At 68.2% G+C, this 15,016-nt stretch carries 14 protein-coding genes; 7 read left to right on the top strand and 7 right to left on the bottom strand.

Annotation, left to right across the window (positions count from 1 at the left end; genetic code table 11):
• The first annotated feature begins 32 nt into the window (after positions 1 to 32).
• Positions 33 to 1,682, top strand: coding sequence for a glucose-6-phosphate isomerase (gene pgi / locus DYE23_RS22620; RefSeq protein WP_115328226.1), 1,650 nt, complete (start codon positions 33 to 35; stop codon positions 1,680 to 1,682).
• 19 nt (positions 1,683 to 1,701) lie between these two features.
• On the opposite strand, the gene DYE23_RS22625 is transcribed toward pgi, so the two are convergent.
• The 6 genes from DYE23_RS22625 to DYE23_RS22650 all read right to left on the bottom strand — a co-directional run bounded on the left by DYE23_RS22625 (position 1,702) and on the right by DYE23_RS22650 (position 6,140).
• A complete protein-coding gene (locus tag DYE23_RS22625) occupies positions 1,702 to 2,232 on the bottom strand; it encodes a hypothetical protein (protein ID WP_115328227.1) in 531 nt (176 codons plus the stop codon).
• Positions 2,225 to 2,515 (bottom strand): helix-turn-helix transcriptional regulator, encoded by a 291-nt coding sequence (locus DYE23_RS22630; RefSeq protein WP_115328228.1) that lies wholly within the window; start codon positions 2,513 to 2,515, stop codon positions 2,225 to 2,227. The genes DYE23_RS22625 and DYE23_RS22630 overlap by 8 nt, the downstream gene beginning before the upstream one ends.
• Before the next feature lie 97 nt (positions 2,516 to 2,612).
• The gene (locus DYE23_RS22635) at positions 2,613 to 3,965 is read right to left on the bottom strand and encodes a cytochrome P450 (RefSeq protein WP_115328229.1); all 1,353 of its coding nucleotides are present in this window, start codon (positions 3,963 to 3,965) and stop codon (positions 2,613 to 2,615) included.
• A 60-nt stretch (positions 3,966 to 4,025) separates the two neighbouring features.
• Entirely contained in the window at positions 4,026 to 4,775 is a 750-nt protein-coding gene (locus DYE23_RS22640; RefSeq protein WP_115328230.1) for an SDR family oxidoreductase, read from the bottom strand.
• A gap of 112 nt (positions 4,776 to 4,887) precedes the next feature.
• Positions 4,888 to 5,751, bottom strand: coding sequence for an Fpg/Nei family DNA glycosylase (locus DYE23_RS22645; protein ID WP_099961933.1), 864 nt, complete (start codon positions 5,749 to 5,751; stop codon positions 4,888 to 4,890).
• A 5-nt stretch (positions 5,752 to 5,756) separates the two neighbouring features.
• Complete coding sequence (locus DYE23_RS22650; protein ID WP_013470929.1) at positions 5,757 to 6,140, bottom strand: phage holin family protein; 384 nt, start codon at positions 6,138 to 6,140, stop codon at positions 5,757 to 5,759.
• Between the two features lie 278 nt (positions 6,141 to 6,418).
• Here DYE23_RS22650 and DYE23_RS22655 point away from each other — a divergent pair, with 278 nt between their 5' ends.
• Complete coding sequence (locus DYE23_RS22655) at positions 6,419 to 7,291, top strand: LLM class flavin-dependent oxidoreductase (protein ID WP_115328231.1); 873 nt, start codon at positions 6,419 to 6,421, stop codon at positions 7,289 to 7,291.
• A 3-nt stretch (positions 7,292 to 7,294) separates the two neighbouring features.
• On the opposite strand, the gene DYE23_RS22660 is transcribed toward DYE23_RS22655, so the two are convergent.
• The gene (locus DYE23_RS22660) at positions 7,295 to 8,527 is read right to left on the bottom strand and encodes a glycosyltransferase (RefSeq protein WP_235660478.1); all 1,233 of its coding nucleotides are present in this window, start codon (positions 8,525 to 8,527) and stop codon (positions 7,295 to 7,297) included.
• Between the two features lie 464 nt (positions 8,528 to 8,991).
• Here DYE23_RS22660 and DYE23_RS22665 point away from each other — a divergent pair, with 464 nt between their 5' ends.
• The 5 genes from DYE23_RS22665 (at position 8,992) to DYE23_RS22685 (ending at position 14,940) form a co-directional block, all read left to right on the top strand.
• Positions 8,992 to 10,107 (top strand): polyprenyl synthetase family protein, encoded by a 1,116-nt coding sequence (locus DYE23_RS22665; RefSeq protein WP_115328233.1) that lies wholly within the window; start codon positions 8,992 to 8,994, stop codon positions 10,105 to 10,107.
• Positions 10,107 to 11,618, top strand: coding sequence for a phytoene desaturase family protein (gene crtI, locus DYE23_RS22670; RefSeq protein WP_115328234.1), 1,512 nt, complete (start codon positions 10,107 to 10,109; stop codon positions 11,616 to 11,618). Before DYE23_RS22665 ends, crtI begins: the two co-directional genes overlap by 1 nt.
• A 13-nt stretch (positions 11,619 to 11,631) precedes the next feature.
• A complete protein-coding gene (locus tag DYE23_RS22675; protein WP_115328235.1) occupies positions 11,632 to 12,576 on the top strand; it encodes a phytoene/squalene synthase family protein in 945 nt (314 codons plus the stop codon).
• A 127-nt stretch (positions 12,577 to 12,703) separates the two neighbouring features.
• Positions 12,704 to 13,408 (top strand): class I SAM-dependent methyltransferase, encoded by a 705-nt coding sequence (locus DYE23_RS22680; protein ID WP_115328236.1) that lies wholly within the window; start codon positions 12,704 to 12,706, stop codon positions 13,406 to 13,408.
• Complete coding sequence (locus tag DYE23_RS22685; protein ID WP_011892735.1) at positions 13,405 to 14,940, top strand: FAD-dependent oxidoreductase; 1,536 nt, start codon at positions 13,405 to 13,407, stop codon at positions 14,938 to 14,940. Before DYE23_RS22680 ends, DYE23_RS22685 begins: the two co-directional genes overlap by 4 nt.
• Positions 14,941 to 15,016: the final 76 nt, after the last annotated feature.

The following is a 15,016-nucleotide window of genomic DNA, read 5'->3' on the forward strand; positions in this document are numbered from 1 at the left end:
CCGGACGTCCCAATCGCACTAGGGTTCTGGACATGGGAACCGACATCACCGCGACGTCCGCGTGGCAGGCGCTGGCGAGGCACCACGACGAGATCGGCGACACGGACCTGCGTCAACTGTTCGATCAGGACGCGGCGCGGGGTTCGCAGTTCGCCGTGACCGTCGGCGATCTCTACATCGACTACAGCAAGCATCGCGTGACCGCCGAGACGCTGAACCTGCTCGTCGATGTGGCGCACGCCGCGGGGCTGGAGACCAAGCGGGATGCGATGTTCTCCGGCGAGCACATCAACACCTCCGAGGACCGCGCGGTGCTGCACACCGCGCTGCGGTTGCCGCGCGATGCGGCGCTGACCGTCGACGGGCAGGATGTCGTCGCCGACGTGCACGAGGTGCTCGACCGGATGGGCGATTTCACCGATCGGCTGCGCAGCGGGGACTGGCTCGGCGCCACCGGAGAGCGCATCACCACGGTGGTCAACATCGGTATCGGCGGGTCGGATCTCGGTCCGGTGATGGTGGATCAGGCATTGCGCCACTACGCCGACGCCGGCATCTCGGCTCGGTTCGTCTCGAACGTCGACCCTGCCGACCTGGTCGCAAAGCTGGCCGGGTTAGACCCTGCCGCAACGCTTTTCGTCATCGCGTCGAAGACGTTCTCCACGTTGGAGACGCTGACGAACGCGACGGCCGCGCGACGCTGGTTGATCGAGGCGCTCGGCGAGGACGCGGTGTCGAAGCACTTCGTCGCGGTGTCGACGAACGCGAAGCTGGTCGCCGAGTTCGGCATCGACACCGACAACATGTTCGGCTTCTGGGACTGGGTGGGCGGACGGTACTCGGTCGACTCCGCGATCGGCCTGTCGGTGATGGCGGTGATCGGCCGGGAGCGTTTCGCGGAGTTCCTCGCAGGCTTCCATCTGATCGACGAGCACTTCCGCACCGCGCCGCTGGAGGCCAACGCGCCGGTGCTGCTGGGCCTGATCGGCCTCTGGTACAACAACTTCTTCGGCGCCGAAACCCGTGCGGTTCTTCCGTATTCGAACGATCTGGCACGGTTTGCGGCCTATCTTCAGCAGCTGACCATGGAGTCCAACGGCAAGTCGGTCCAGGCCGACGGCACTCCGGTCAGCACCGCCACCGGCGAGATCTTCTGGGGCGAGCCGGGCACCAACGGCCAGCACGCGTTCTACCAGTTGCTGCACCAGGGCACCCGGTTGGTGCCCGCCGATTTCATCGGCTTCAGCGAGCCGACCGACGATCTGCCCACCGCCGACGGCACCGGCAGCATGCACGACCTGCTGATGAGCAACTTCTTCGCGCAGACGCAGGTCCTCGCGTTCGGCAAGACGGCCGACGAAATCTCCGCTGAGGGAACCTCTCCAGATGTGGTGCCGCACAAGGTGATGCCGGGCAACCGGCCGACCACTTCCATCCTGGCGACGAAGCTGACGCCGTCGGTGGTGGGCCAGCTGATCGCCCTCTACGAGCATCAGGTGTTCGTCGAAGGCGTCATCTGGGGGATCGACTCGTTCGACCAGTGGGGTGTGGAGCTCGGCAAGACCCAGGCCAAGGCACTACTGCCGGTGCTCACCGACGCCGAATCTCCTGCGGAGCAGTCGGATTCGTCGACAGATTCTCTCGTGCGGCGGTACCGAGCGCAGCGAGGCCGAACAGCCTGAGCCGAGCGGAGGGCCGGACTCAGGCTTCGGGGTCCGGGCGCGTCCAGCCGAGGATCATCGCCGGCGCGCAACCCCCGATCAGCAACACGGTGATGGCCATCAGGCCACCCGCGTAGGCCATGTCCGTGTCGGTACCACCGTCGGTGAAAACCGACCCGAAAATCAGGTAACCGATCGGCAGCAGCATCAGATACTGGGTCAACGTCAGCCCGATCGACCTCGCGCTGTTGCGTTGTGCCAGTTCGTATTCGTCGAGGATGGCCAGCGGCGCATCACCCTGGCGGCCGGACACGATCTGCAGCATCACCCACAGCGTGAAGAAGAGGGCCGTGGCGGGCAGCCAGGCGAGCGCCGCTGAGCGAATTCCGGAGGCACACAACACGCTGACCACTGCCATCACCGCGAAAGTGAGCCCGAGGCCAACCACGAGTAGTCGTCGCCTGCGTTGGGTGCGCCAGGATGGCAGAGAATGGGCATAGGTGCGCTCGTACTTCAGGAAGCGGCGGGCACGGTAGCTCTGGTATCTGTCGATCAGGGTGGCCTCAGACATGGGCAGTCCCTCCTTGCGATTGGTCTTTTCGGTACAACTCGGACGACAGCGGGGTGAAGGGCGTGCGCGAGAACACCGCTTCAACAGGCAGGTCGAACACCGAGCAGATGCGGAACGCCAGGTCGAGACTGGGATAGTGGTCGCCCCGCTCGAGTGCTCCGACCGTCTGCGGGTTGACGTCGATCAGTTCCGCGAGACGTGCCCTCGTCATCTGGCGCTCGGCGCGCAGGACACCGATGCGGTTGTAGATGGGGAAGGTTTCCCCGCGTCGTACCGGACTCACCCAATCGATTGTTGGGAAAACCCAACACCGTGTCAACCCGTCTCTGCGATTTCGGTGTAGTTCGTCAATCCCACATTGACCAACGACACCGAAATACCTAGAGGACGGCGGCTTCCCTGCGTTCGGTGATCGGGGCTGCGAGCCGCTGCTCGTCGCAGATGCGCTGCAGCCTCTCCAGTGTCGCGTCCAGCCCCGGCCCCAGTCGCGGGCCCGGGGTGAAGGTGGCCGGCAGATGCCGCATGCCCTGGATCACCCCGATCGTCTCGTAGTGCACCGCCCCGGCCGGGTCACAGTGGAAATCGGGCATCCGGTCGAGGACCGCGGTCAGCATCGACTTGAAGACCGTCCGTGCGACGTTCGACCCGATACACCGGTGCACACCGACGCCGAAGCTGAAGTGCCGGTTGCCTTTCCGGTCGAGCAGCACCTCGTCGGGCCGTTCGAACAGCTCAGGGTCGCGGTTGGCCATCGCCCACGACAGCCACAGCCGCTCCCCCTCTTTGAGCACCACGCCGTCGACCTCGACGTCGGCCGCCAGTGTCCGACCGTCACCGGGCGCCGGGGTGAAGTACCGCAGGAACTCCTCGGTCGCCGGATTCAGCAGGGTGTCGCGGTCGCGGCTGAGCCGAGTGCGCTCCTCGGGGTGCTGCGAGAGCCATTCCAGCGCGTGCGCGGTCAGCGCGGTGGTGGTGTCGAATCCCCCGCCGATCAGCAGCATGAGCATGCCCAGGATGTCGATGTCGGGTGCGGGTTCGCCGTCGATCCTGATCCTGGCCAGCGCATCGATCAGGCCGGGGCGCGGCGTCTCGCGGATCTCGGCGACGTGACGCATCATCTCCATCGCCGACGCCACGGCCAGCTCGGTGACCTCGCGGTATTCCGGCGATTCGGCCGGGGTGTACACCGACGCGTGCGCGGGTTCGCAGTAGATCTGCCAGTCCTTCAACGGCACGCCGAGCAGGCCGAGGGTCAGCACTGCCGGGACGATGTTGGCCAGGTCGTCGACGAAGTCGATCCGTCCGTCTTCGATCTTCTCGTCCAGGCAGGCCTTGACGATCTCGTCGACCACGGGCACCCAGCGCTGCACCGCCGCGGGTGACAGGTAGCCGTTCAGCGGCGTGCGGTATTCGCGGTGCTCGGGATCGTCCATCTCGAGCATGCCGCCACGGAAGGTCACGCTCGTGTCCCCGCGGGGGATGTTGATCCCTGTGTAGCCCTTGCGCTCGCCGGTCACGTCGTTGTCGTTGGAGACGTGCGGGCACCGCGCGAGTTCGAACACGGCGCGGTTTCCGGCAGCCACCCAGTGACCGCCGTAGGTGTCGGTCCACGCCAGCGGGCACCGCGCGTGCATCTGTGCCGTGACCGCCTGGAACTGGTCGCGATACTGCGGCGTGTGTCGGTCGAAGTGGAAGGCGTGTTCGGCGCGTCGTCGATCAAGCTGATCCGACATCCCTCGAGGGTAGGAAACCCGGCCCGCGAGAGATGACAGTTCGGCGAGATTGCCTACTGGTCAGGCGAAATACTTGGTGAACCTCGGCGGAAGGACCTTCATCACCTCGACCAGAGGCCACCACGGCCAGCCCGGGACCACGGCGCGGCCCTTCTCCTTCTCGATCGCGTCGACCATCGCCTTGACGCCGGTCTCGTTGTCGACCATCAGCATCGTCGAGTTCGACTTCGCGGTCATCTCGGACTCGATGTAGCCGGGCTCCAGCACGGTGATCTTGATCGGGCCGGACGGGTACTCGGCCCGCAGCGATTCACCGAGGGAGGTCACGCCGGCCTTGCTCGCCGAGTAGGCCGCCTTGAAGCCGGGCACACCGACGTTGCCCAGCACCGACGACACGAGCACCAGGTGTCCGGCGCCCGCTGCCTTGAACATCTCCAGCGCGGTCTCGATCTGCACGAGCGCCGCGACCAGGTTGGTCTCGAGGGTGGCCTTGTTGGCCCACATCTTGCCGCCGCCCAGCGGATACCCCTTGCCGATGCCGGCGTTGACGATCACGCAGTCGATGCCGCCGAGTTCGTCGCTGAGCTCGGTGAAGACCTTCGGCACCTGCTCGTGGTCGTTGACATCGAGCGCCGCGACGGCGACCTTGATGTTCGGGAAGTCGGCCAGCAGCTGGGTCCGCAGTTCGTCGAGGTTGTCGAGCCGGCGCGCGCACAGCGCGAGGTCGCGTCCCTTGGCGGCGAACTGCCGGGCCATCCCGGCGCCGAGCCCGGAGCTCGCGCCGGTGATCAAGATCTTCTGCCGAGTCATGCCGGAAGGATAACCGAGTTAGACAACTCTCGATAAATCGCCGAAACTGCGTTCCGGCCGCTCGAAGTGCGGGTGCGGACCTGCTGGAATGCACGTTCGGCGCCGCGGGCGGTCATTTCAGCAGCCGGGACATCCTGCGGTCGGCGAGCACCTTGCCGCCCGTCTGGCACGTCGCGCAGTACTGGAACGACTTGTCGGCGAACGACACCTCCCGCACGGTGTCCCCGCAGACCGGGCACGGCAGCCCGGTGCGGGCGTGCACGCGCAGCCCGGACCGTTTCTCGCCCTTCAGCGTCGCGGCCTGCTGCCCGACCGACCGGGTCACCGCGTCGGTGAGCACCGTGATCATCGCGTCGTACAGGTCGGCGCGCTGCGCCTCGGTGAGCTTGTTGGCCGTCGCGAACGGAGAGAGCCTCGCGACGTGCAGGATCTCGTCGCTGTAGGCGTTGCCGATGCCGGAGATGACCTTCTGGTCGGTGATGACGGTCTTGATGCGGCCCGACTCCCCCGAGAGCATCTCGGTGAACGCCGGCAGCGTCAGCGACAACGCGTCCGGCCCCAGCGACGCGATCTGCGGCACCGCCAGAGGATCGGTGACCAGCCACACCGCGAGGCGTTTCTGGGTTCCGGCCTCGGTCAGGTCGTATCCGGGCGCCTCACCGGGCGTCCCGAGGTGCACCCGCAGCGCGATCGGCCCCTTGCCGGGCTTGAGTGGCGCGGCGGCGAGCTTGTCCGACCAGCGCAACCACCCGGCCCGGGACAGATGGGTGATCAGGTGCAGGTCACCGGCCTGCAGGCCGAGGTACTTGCCCCACCGGTTGGCGGCGGTGACCTCCCGGCCGACGAGCGCGGACACCGGCGGATCGAACGTCTTGAGCACCGACAGGGACGCGACGTCGACCCGGCCGACGGTCAGACCGACGGCGTGGCGGCGCAGGTGGTCGGCGAGCGCTTCGACCTCGGGCAACTCGGGCATGCCACTCAGTCTGCCTGGACGATCAACGACAGAAGCCAACTCACGACCGAGAGCACGATGGCGGCCCAGATCGCCGTCCACCAGAAGTCGTCGATGGCGAGGCCCCAGTGGGTGGTGTGCTCGGTGATCCACGACGTGATCCACAGCATGAACGCGTTGATCACCACGTGGAACAGTCCGAGCGTCAGGATGTAGAGCGGAATCGACACGATCTGCACGATCGGCTTGATGACGGCGTTGACCACGCCGAAGATCACCGCGACGACGAAGATGACGCCGATGCGCGCCGCGGTCGACTCCCCTCCGACGAACTCGATGCCGGGCACCAGCAGCGTCACCACCCAGAGCGCGACGCCGGTGAGTCCGGCGCGCAACAGAAGCGATCCCATGCCGATCATGATCCACCCCCGGTGCGCACCGGCGCGCGCGGACGACGACCGTTCGCATCGCCGGCACCTCGGCCGCAGGGCACGCACCACGGCGACGTTCGCCGACAGCCGATGTAGCGAGTCCGAATAGCCTTGGCAGACAGGATGTTCGGCCCCACTCATCCCCAACAGTCGCCGGGCGGACAGCGAACGGACTCCACGCACCTCGTTGCGCGCATTCCGTGGCGGGCATACTAGAACGTGTTCTAGTATGCGGTCACCGACGAGCAGGAGACGACGTGCGATTCACCTTTGCCGAAGCGATGACCGATCCGACGTATTACATCCCGCTGGCGAAGGCCGCCGAGGCCGCCGGCTATCACGCGATGACGATCCCGGACAGCATCGCCTATCCGTTCGAGTCGGATTCGAAGTATCCGTACACCCCCGACGGCAACCGTGAGTTCCTCGACGGCAAGGCGTTCATCGAGTCGTTCGTACTGACCGCAGCGCTGTGCGCGGTGACGACGAAGCTGCACTTCAACCACTTCGTGCTCAAGTTGCCGATCCGGCCGCCGGCGCTGGTCGCCAAGCAGGCCGGTTCGCTGGCGGCGCTGTTCGACAACCGTCTCGGACTGGGAGTGGGCACCAGCCCGTGGCCGGAGGACTACGAATTGCTCAACGTCCCGTTCGCCCGGCGCGGCAAGCGGATGGACGAGTGCATCGACATCATCAGGGGCCTCACTTCGGGCGACTACTTCGAGTACCACGGCGAGTTCTACGACATCCCGAAGACGAAGATGACGCCCGCGCCGTCCAAGCCGGTGCCCATCCTCATCGGCGGGCACGCCGACGCGGCACTGCGCCGGGCGGCCCGCAACGACGGGTGGATGCACGGCGGCGGCGATCCGGAGGAAATCGACGCGCTGCTGGCCAAGCTCACCCGGTTCCGCGACGAGGCCGGTACGGCGGGTGCAGACGATTACCAGATCCACGTGATCTCGCTGGACGCCTACTCCCTCGACGGCATCAAGCGTCTCGAGGACAAGGGGGTCACCGACGTGATCGTCGGTTTCCGGATCCCCTACATCACAGGACAGGACACCGAACCGTTGGAGACGAAGATCCGCAATCTGGAGATGTTCGCCGAGAACGTCATCGCCAAGGCCTGACGCTCAGGCGTCCGCGCACCGCTTGAGGACGCTTGCGATCGCGTCGATCGGCGTCGACGCCTCGATGACGGTGCGCAGCTTCCCGGCGGCCTCCCGGTAGCGGTCGTCGCGACGGACGGCGTCCACCGCGGCGCGGATCGCCGCGGCCGACGGTGACGAGGTGCCGAGGTCTATCCCGACGCCGGTGTAGGCCACGCGCGCGGCGACCTCCGCCTTGTCGGACGTCTCGCCGGCGACGATCAGCGGCACACCGTGGCCGAGGGCGTACTGGACGCCGCCGTATCCCCCGTTGGTGATCATCACATCGACGTTCGGAAGCAGCGCCGAGTACGGAATCCATTCCGCGACACGCACATTGGACGGGATGCGGTCGGCGATCCGCTGGCCTGCGCGACCGCCGGTGGTGGCGACGACGAGCACATCGTCGAGGTCTTCGAGCGCTTCGAAGGTCGGGCCGATCAGCTGGTTGAGGTCGGTGTTGTCGAATGTGCCCTGGGTGACGTGCACGACCGTCGTCCCGTCCCGCTCGATCTCCCCCCACCACGGAGGCGGCACGAATCCGGCTGTCCCGTCCGGCAATACCGGGCCGACGTACTCGACCGTCGCGGGGAGGTCGCTGCGGGGATATTCGAAGTCCCGCACCGAGAGCTGCAGGATGCCGTCGGCGAGGCGAGGCCAGTCGCTGATGAAGACCGGCGACCTGCCGCAGCCGGCCCGCCGCAGCGCGCGGTCGAACCGTCGCTGGCTGGCGCGCATGATGACCCGGTGCGCGACCGCGGTCATCTGCGTGTAGTCGACCCCCGCCTCGGGTTGCCACGCCATCCCGAACGGCGGCGTGTCGGTGCTGGAGATGGTCAGCGGCCCGACCCCGCACACCACCACCGGTGGACGGGGCTCGTCGGCCAGCAGCATCGGCAGCACACCGGTGAAGGTCACGTCGGCCACCACCGCGTCACACCTCGTGACGGCCAGCGCCGAGGCCAGCGAGTCCGCTTCTGCGGCAAGCGGTCTGGCGAAGATGGTGTCGAGCTCGGCACGGCCCAGCCAGAATCGCCGCACCGCCGGGGGCATCCTGCGCATCAGAACGGGCGCAGCGGCCGGCGGGTCGATCACCACGCTGTCGGGCAGGCACAGCATCTGCAACCCTGCGGCCTCGACGAGGTCGGCGTACTCCGCAGCGGTCAGGATCGTCACCTCGTGGCCGAGGGACTGCAGTCCGGCCCCGACGTCGACCATAGGCATCACGTGCCCCCGGAGTGGGCTTACGGCAAGCAGATAATGCGCCAAACCTCATCCTTTGCTGCTGTGGAGCAGGCGCTCCCGTTCCCGGCGCGTACCGCTGAAATTACCCGAGCCGCAGGTGCGCGCCACGTCGTGCACATCTGACCCTACGTAACCCGTCACAGATATGTCATAACCGGTTTCCGGCATTCCACCAGGCCGCCGGCAAGCCTCCGACCACGGCAAATGCACGTCACGACCGATCAGCGCCGCACGAACGGTCCTGTGGCGCTACACAACTGACGCGGTAACACTATCTCCATGTCGGTGGGAGATGCGCGCGAGTTGAGTCGGCACCGTGGACGGGCACCTGGAACGGACCCGATCGCACGACAACGCCGATGCTTAGACGTCACGCTATTGGGTAATTCCCCGCTCTGATGACACCCGGTGCTCGACCCTCAACCGACGGTGGTCAGATGCGGACGGTCAACGGTTACGCGACGTCGACGTTTTCGGCCACCGGCATCGCGTCGCGTCACGACCTGAGATGGCACTCCGACATCCGTGACCGCGTACTGGCCGCGATCACCGAGTTCGTCGACGCACGGTGCGCCGCCGCGCTGGTCGGCGGACCTGTCGACGTGGCCGAGGACGTGCTGCGCGGGCTGCTCGCCGACGGCAAGTGTCTCCGCTCGACGTTCCTCTACGTGGGCTGGCGGTGCGGCGCCGACGGCACGGATGCGGCGATCCGGGCGGCGGCCAGCCTGGAGTTCCTGCACGCGTTCGCGCTGATGCAGGACGACGTGATGGACGAATCCCCGATGCGCCGCGGGCGGCCCACCGCGCACCGGGCGTTCGCCGGGTGGCACCACGCCCACGGACTGTCCGGATCGTCGACCCGGTTCGGGGAGTCCGCCGCGGTGCTGCTGGCCGACCTGTGCCTGGTGTGGGCCGAGCAGATGCTGCGCGAGAGCGGAGTGGACGCGGCGGCACTGGATCGCGCCTGGCCCCGCTACGACACGATGCGCACCGAGCTGGCCGTCGGCCAGTTCGCCGACCTCGTGAACGACACGGCCGCGTTCCCGTCGCTGGACGCCGTCCTTGACGTCGCGCGCCGCAAGTCCGGCAATTACACGGTGCGACGCCCGCTGGAGATCGGTGCCGCGCTGGCCGGATGCGACGAGCGCCAGCTCAGCGCGCTGGGCGGGTACGGCAGCGCGGTCGGCGAAGCCTTCCAGATGCGCGACGACCTGCTGGGCGTGTTCGGCTCCCCCCAGACCACCGGCAAACCCGCGGGCGACGATCTCGCCGCCCGAAAAGCGACGTCCGTGGTGGCCGCGTCCTACCAGCTGGCCAACGACACCCAACGTCGGCGCCTGGGCGCGCTGATGACCGGGGGCCACCTCACCCCGGCGGACATCACCCACTGGCAGAACCTGATCGCCGAGACCGGCGCCGTCGAATGGATTGAAGAGTTGATCGAACGAAGGCTCACCTGGGCCCTGGACAGTCTGGACACCGCAGACTTCGACGGTGAGGCGCGCAACGCGCTCGCCACGATGGCCGCGGCCTGCACCGAGCGGGTGGCGTGATGAGGTCGGTGCCGGGTTCCACCGACCGCGTCGTCGTCGTCGGGGCCGGACTGGCCGGACTGTCGGCCGCCATGCATCTGGCCGGACGCGGCCGCCAGGTCACCGTCGTCGAACGCGATCCCCACCCGGGCGGCCGGATGGGCCGCGCCGACGTGAACGGGTACCTGCTCGACACCGGGCCCACCGTGCTGACCATGCCCGACATCATCGACGAGACGTTCGCGGCGCTCGGTGAGACGACCTCGGACCGCGTGCATCTGGATCCGGTGCTGCCCGCCTACCGCGCCTCCTTCGCCGACGGTACGAGCCTGGACGTCCACACCGACGCGGCCGCGATGAGCGCCGAGATCGAACGCTTCGCCGGACCCGAGGAGGCCGCCGGGTACGCGCGGATGCGCCAGTGGCTGAGCAAGCTCTACGAGCTGGAGTTCAACGGTTTCATCAACGCGAACTTCGACTCGCCGCTGTCGCTGGTGACCCCGCAGCTCGCGCGCCTGGCCGCCATCGGCGGCTTCCGCCGCTGGGAGCCGATGATCCGGCGCTTCCTCAGCGACGAGAGGCTGCTGCGCGTCTTCACCTTCCAGGCGCTCTACGTCGGTGTGCCGCCGAAGCGGGCGTTGGCCGCCTATGCGGTGATCGCCTACATGGACACCGTGTCGGGCGTGTACTTCCCGCGCGGCGGCATGCGCGCCCTCCCCGACGCGATGGCCGCCGCGGCCGCCGACGCCGGCGTCGAGTTCCGTTACGACGCACCGGTTTCGGCTCTTGAGCGATCCGGCTCGCGGGTCACCGCCGTGCGCACCGTCACCGGCGAGCGCATCCCGGCCGACGCCGTGGTGCTCACCACGGAACTGCCCGACACCTACCGGCTCCTGGGCCGCACCCCACGCCGCATGGTGCCCCTGCGCCCGGCGCCGTCGGCCGTCGTCGCCCACTTCGGCACCCGCGCACCCGCACAGGACACCGACGGGTCACACCACACCATCCTGTTCGGCGACGCGTGGGAACGCACCTTCGACGAGATCATCGACCAGGGCCGGCCGATGGCGGATCCGTCGCTGCTGGTCACCCGTCCCGCACTCGGCGATCCCAGCGTGGCACCGCCCGGCCGCGACCTGCTCTACGTGCTGGCGCCAGCGCCGAACACCGATGTCGGCCACCGGGATTGGGATGCCGACCAGGACGGCTACACCTCGCACATGCTGGACACGGTCAGAGAACGCATGCCGCACCTCGGGGACGACGCCGAGCTGCTGCGGGTCGTGACGCCGCGGGACTGGGCCCGGCAGGGCATGGCGTCGGGCACACCGTTCGCGCTGTCGCACACCTTCGCCCAGACCGGCCCGTTCCGCCCGGCCAACACGATCCGCGGGATCGACAACGCGGTGCTGGCCGGCTCCTCTACCGTTCCTGGTGTGGGCATCCCGACCGCGATCGTGTCCGGCCGACTGGCCGCCGACCGGGTCACCGGGGCCGGGAGTCGGACTCAACCTCGGGTAGTGACGCAATGATTGGGGCGCAACGATGATCGGCTCAGAATTGGATGCCGCCGGGGTGCGGGACAAGGATCTGCGGCAGGCCTACCGGGAGTGCCGACGCCTCAACGCCCAGCACGGTAAGACCTTCTTCCTCGCCACCCGGCTGCTGACGCCGGCACAGCGGCCCGCGGTGCACGCGCTCTACGGCTTCGCCCGCCGCGCCGACGACGTGCTCGACAGCTTCGACGATCGCTCCGTCGCGGCCCGCGCCGACGAGCTGCAGAATCTGGCCACCGCGCTGTTCACCCGGCTGGTGGAGAAGCAGCACTCCGGCAACGATCCCGTGCTCGACGCGGTCGAGGACACCGCCCGGCACTACCGGATCGACTGGCAGCTGTTCGACGACTTCCTGGCGTCGATGCGGATGGATCTGACGATCACCGACTATCCCGACCGTGCGGCGCTCGACCGCTACATGTACGGCTCGGCCGAGGTGATCGGCCTGCAGATGCTGCCGGTGCTCGGCACCGTGGTGCCGCGTGAGGAGGCGGCGCCGTACGCCGCGGCGCTGGGCAAAGCGTTCCAGCTGACGAACTTCCTGCGCGACATCGACGAGGACCTGACCCGTGGCCGGGTCTACCTGCCCGCCGACGAGCTCGCCGCGCACGGCGTGGACCGCGAGGTGCTGACATGGTGCCAGCGCAACCGCCGTACCGATCGCCGGCTGCGGGCCGCACTGGTCGAGCAGCACGCGCTGACGCGGCGCATCTACGTGCAGGCCGAACGCGGGATCGCGATGCTGCATCCGCATTCCCGGCCGTGTGTGGGAGCCGCGCTGACGCTGTACTCGGAGATCCTCGACCGGATCGAGGAGATCGACTTCGCCGTGTTCGCCCAGCGCGCCACCGTCTCGACGGCACGCCGCCTGCAGGTCGCCTCCGCGGGACTGGCCCGCGCCGCACGGGCCCGCTTCCGGCACCGGGGGGCCTGACATCGACGGAACGCTCGTTTGTCCGATGCCGCCGGCGGCGGCCTCGCAGCGGCCATACTCGGTGTCCATGGACATCGTGTCGACTTCTCCTGCACGCCGTGCCGACCCGCCCGCGGCGGTGTGATCCGTGGCGACCTACGACGTCCCGGACGCTTTCGACGCCGGCGCCGACGCCTACGACGGCCTCGTCGGCGCGAACCCCGGCTATCACAAGCACCTACGCCTGTCGGCCCGGCGGATGGGGCTGCCCGACGGGGGGCGCGGGCTCCTTCTGCTCGACATCGGTTGCGGCACAGGAGCATCGACCGCCGCGCTGCTGCGTGCCGCGCCGCACGCCGAGATCGTCGCGGTCGACGGCTCGGCAGGCATGCTCGCCCAGGCCCGCGCGAAGCGGTGGCCGCCCAACGTCCGCTTCGTACACAGCAGGGTCGAAGATCTCGCGGTGAACGGGGTGACCGGCCCGTTCGACGGCATCCTCGCGGCGTACCTGATCCGCAATGTCGCCGACCGCGACGGCGTCCTTCAGGAGTTGCGTGCGCTGCTGCGGCCCGGCGGTGTGTTCGCCGCCCACGAGTACTCGGTGCGTGACTCCAGGACCGCGACCGCGCTGTGGAACCTGGTCAGCTCGGCCGTCATCATCCCGGCGGGCAGGCTGCGCTCGGGAGACGCCGAGCTGTACCGGTACCTCAAACGCAGCGTCAACGAGTTCGACGGCGCCGCGGAGTTCCGTAACCGTCTGCAGCGCAACGGCTTCGTCGACGTCACGAGCCACACCATGTCCGGTTGGCAGCACGACATCGTGCACACGTTCCTCGGGAGGACGCCACAGTGAACGATCCGCGACGGGTTCTGCATCCCGCCGCCGCAGCCCTGCCCAGCGCCTCTGCGCTCGGTGCGCAGCCGAAGGCGGCGGTCATCGGCGGCGGCATCGCCGGCCTCGCCGCGGCCACCTCGCTGGCCGAGCGCGGTGTCGCGGTGCGGCTCTACGAGCGGCAGAGCTACCTGGGCGGGCGCGTCGGAGGATGGCAGGACACGCTCGACGACGGCACCACCGTCGCCATGAACCGGGGCTTTCACGCCTTCTTCCGCCAGTACTACAACCTGCGCGGCATCCTGAGCCGCATCGACCCGTCCCTGTCGATGCTCAGCCCGCTGACCGACTATCCGCTCGTCGACGCGCTCGGCAGGCGGGACACGTTCCGCGGACTGCCCCGCACACCACCGTTCAACGCGATGGCGTTCGCGTTGCGCAGTCCCACCTTCCGGGTGCGCGACCTGATCAGGCTCGACGCGCGTGCGGCCGCTCCGCTGGCCGCGGTCTCGGTCCCGGGCACCTACGACGAACTCGACGACCAGGATGCCGAGTCGTTTCTGCGGGACATCAACTTCCCCGACGCCGCACGGCATCTGGCCTTCGAGGTGTTCTCCCGCAGCTTCTTCACCCGACCCGCCGCGCTGTCGGCGGCAGAACTGGCCACCATGTTCCACATCTACTTCCTCGGATCCAGCGAGGGACTGGTGTTCGACGTGGCCACCTCGAATTTCGATGTGGCGCTGTGGAATCCGCTCGCCTCCTACCTGGAGCGCCTGGGCGCCCACGTCCACACCGGCACCGCGGTCGACAGCGTGACGGCGACGTCGCAGAACAGCTTCATCGTCACCGACGGTGCGGGTGACGAGAACGAGGTCGACGGCGTCGTCCTCGCCACCGACGTGTCGGCATTGCAGTCCATCGTCTCGTCGTCGGAGTCACTCGGCGATCCGGAATGGCGCGAGAAGATCCACCGCATGGGAACCGCACTGCCGTTCGTGGTGCAGCGCCTGTGGTTGGACCGTCCGGTGCGCGGCGACCGGCCCGCCTTCCTGGGCACCGGCGGCCTGCCGCCGCTGGACAACATCAGCGTGCTGGAGCGTTATGAGCACGAGGCCCGCGACTGGTGCGCACGCACCGGCGGCTCGGTCGTCGAACTGCATGCGTATTCGGTCGACCAGGACAGCCCCGAACTGCGCCGAGCCCTGATCTCGCGGTTGCACGACTTGTATCCCGAGACGGTGGACGCGACGATCGTCGGGGAGAAGACGCTGTGCCGCAACGACTGCCCGCGGCTGGCACCCGGGGATTTCGCCCAGCGGCCCACGGTGCGGACCCCCCATCCGGGGCTCGCGCTGGCCGGTGACGGCATTCGCATCGACCTGCCGGTTGCCCTGATGGAACGCGCCGCCACGACCGGTATCGCCGCCGCCAATTCACTGCTCGCCCATTTCGGCGTCACAGGGCACGATATGTATACGGTTCCGGTGCGCGGCCGCTCGCCGGTCCTGCGGCATCTGGCCAACCGCGTGGAAAGGCGGGTCTTGCGATGAGCGCTTGCGCGAAGAGCCGAGGGATGCGATGAGCGCTCGCGCGAAGAGCCGAGGGATGCGATGAGCGCTCGCGCGA

The organism is Mycolicibacterium gilvum, assembly GCF_900454025.1.
GTDB classification, from domain to species: Bacteria; Actinomycetota; Actinomycetes; order Mycobacteriales; family Mycobacteriaceae; genus Mycobacterium; species Mycobacterium gilvum.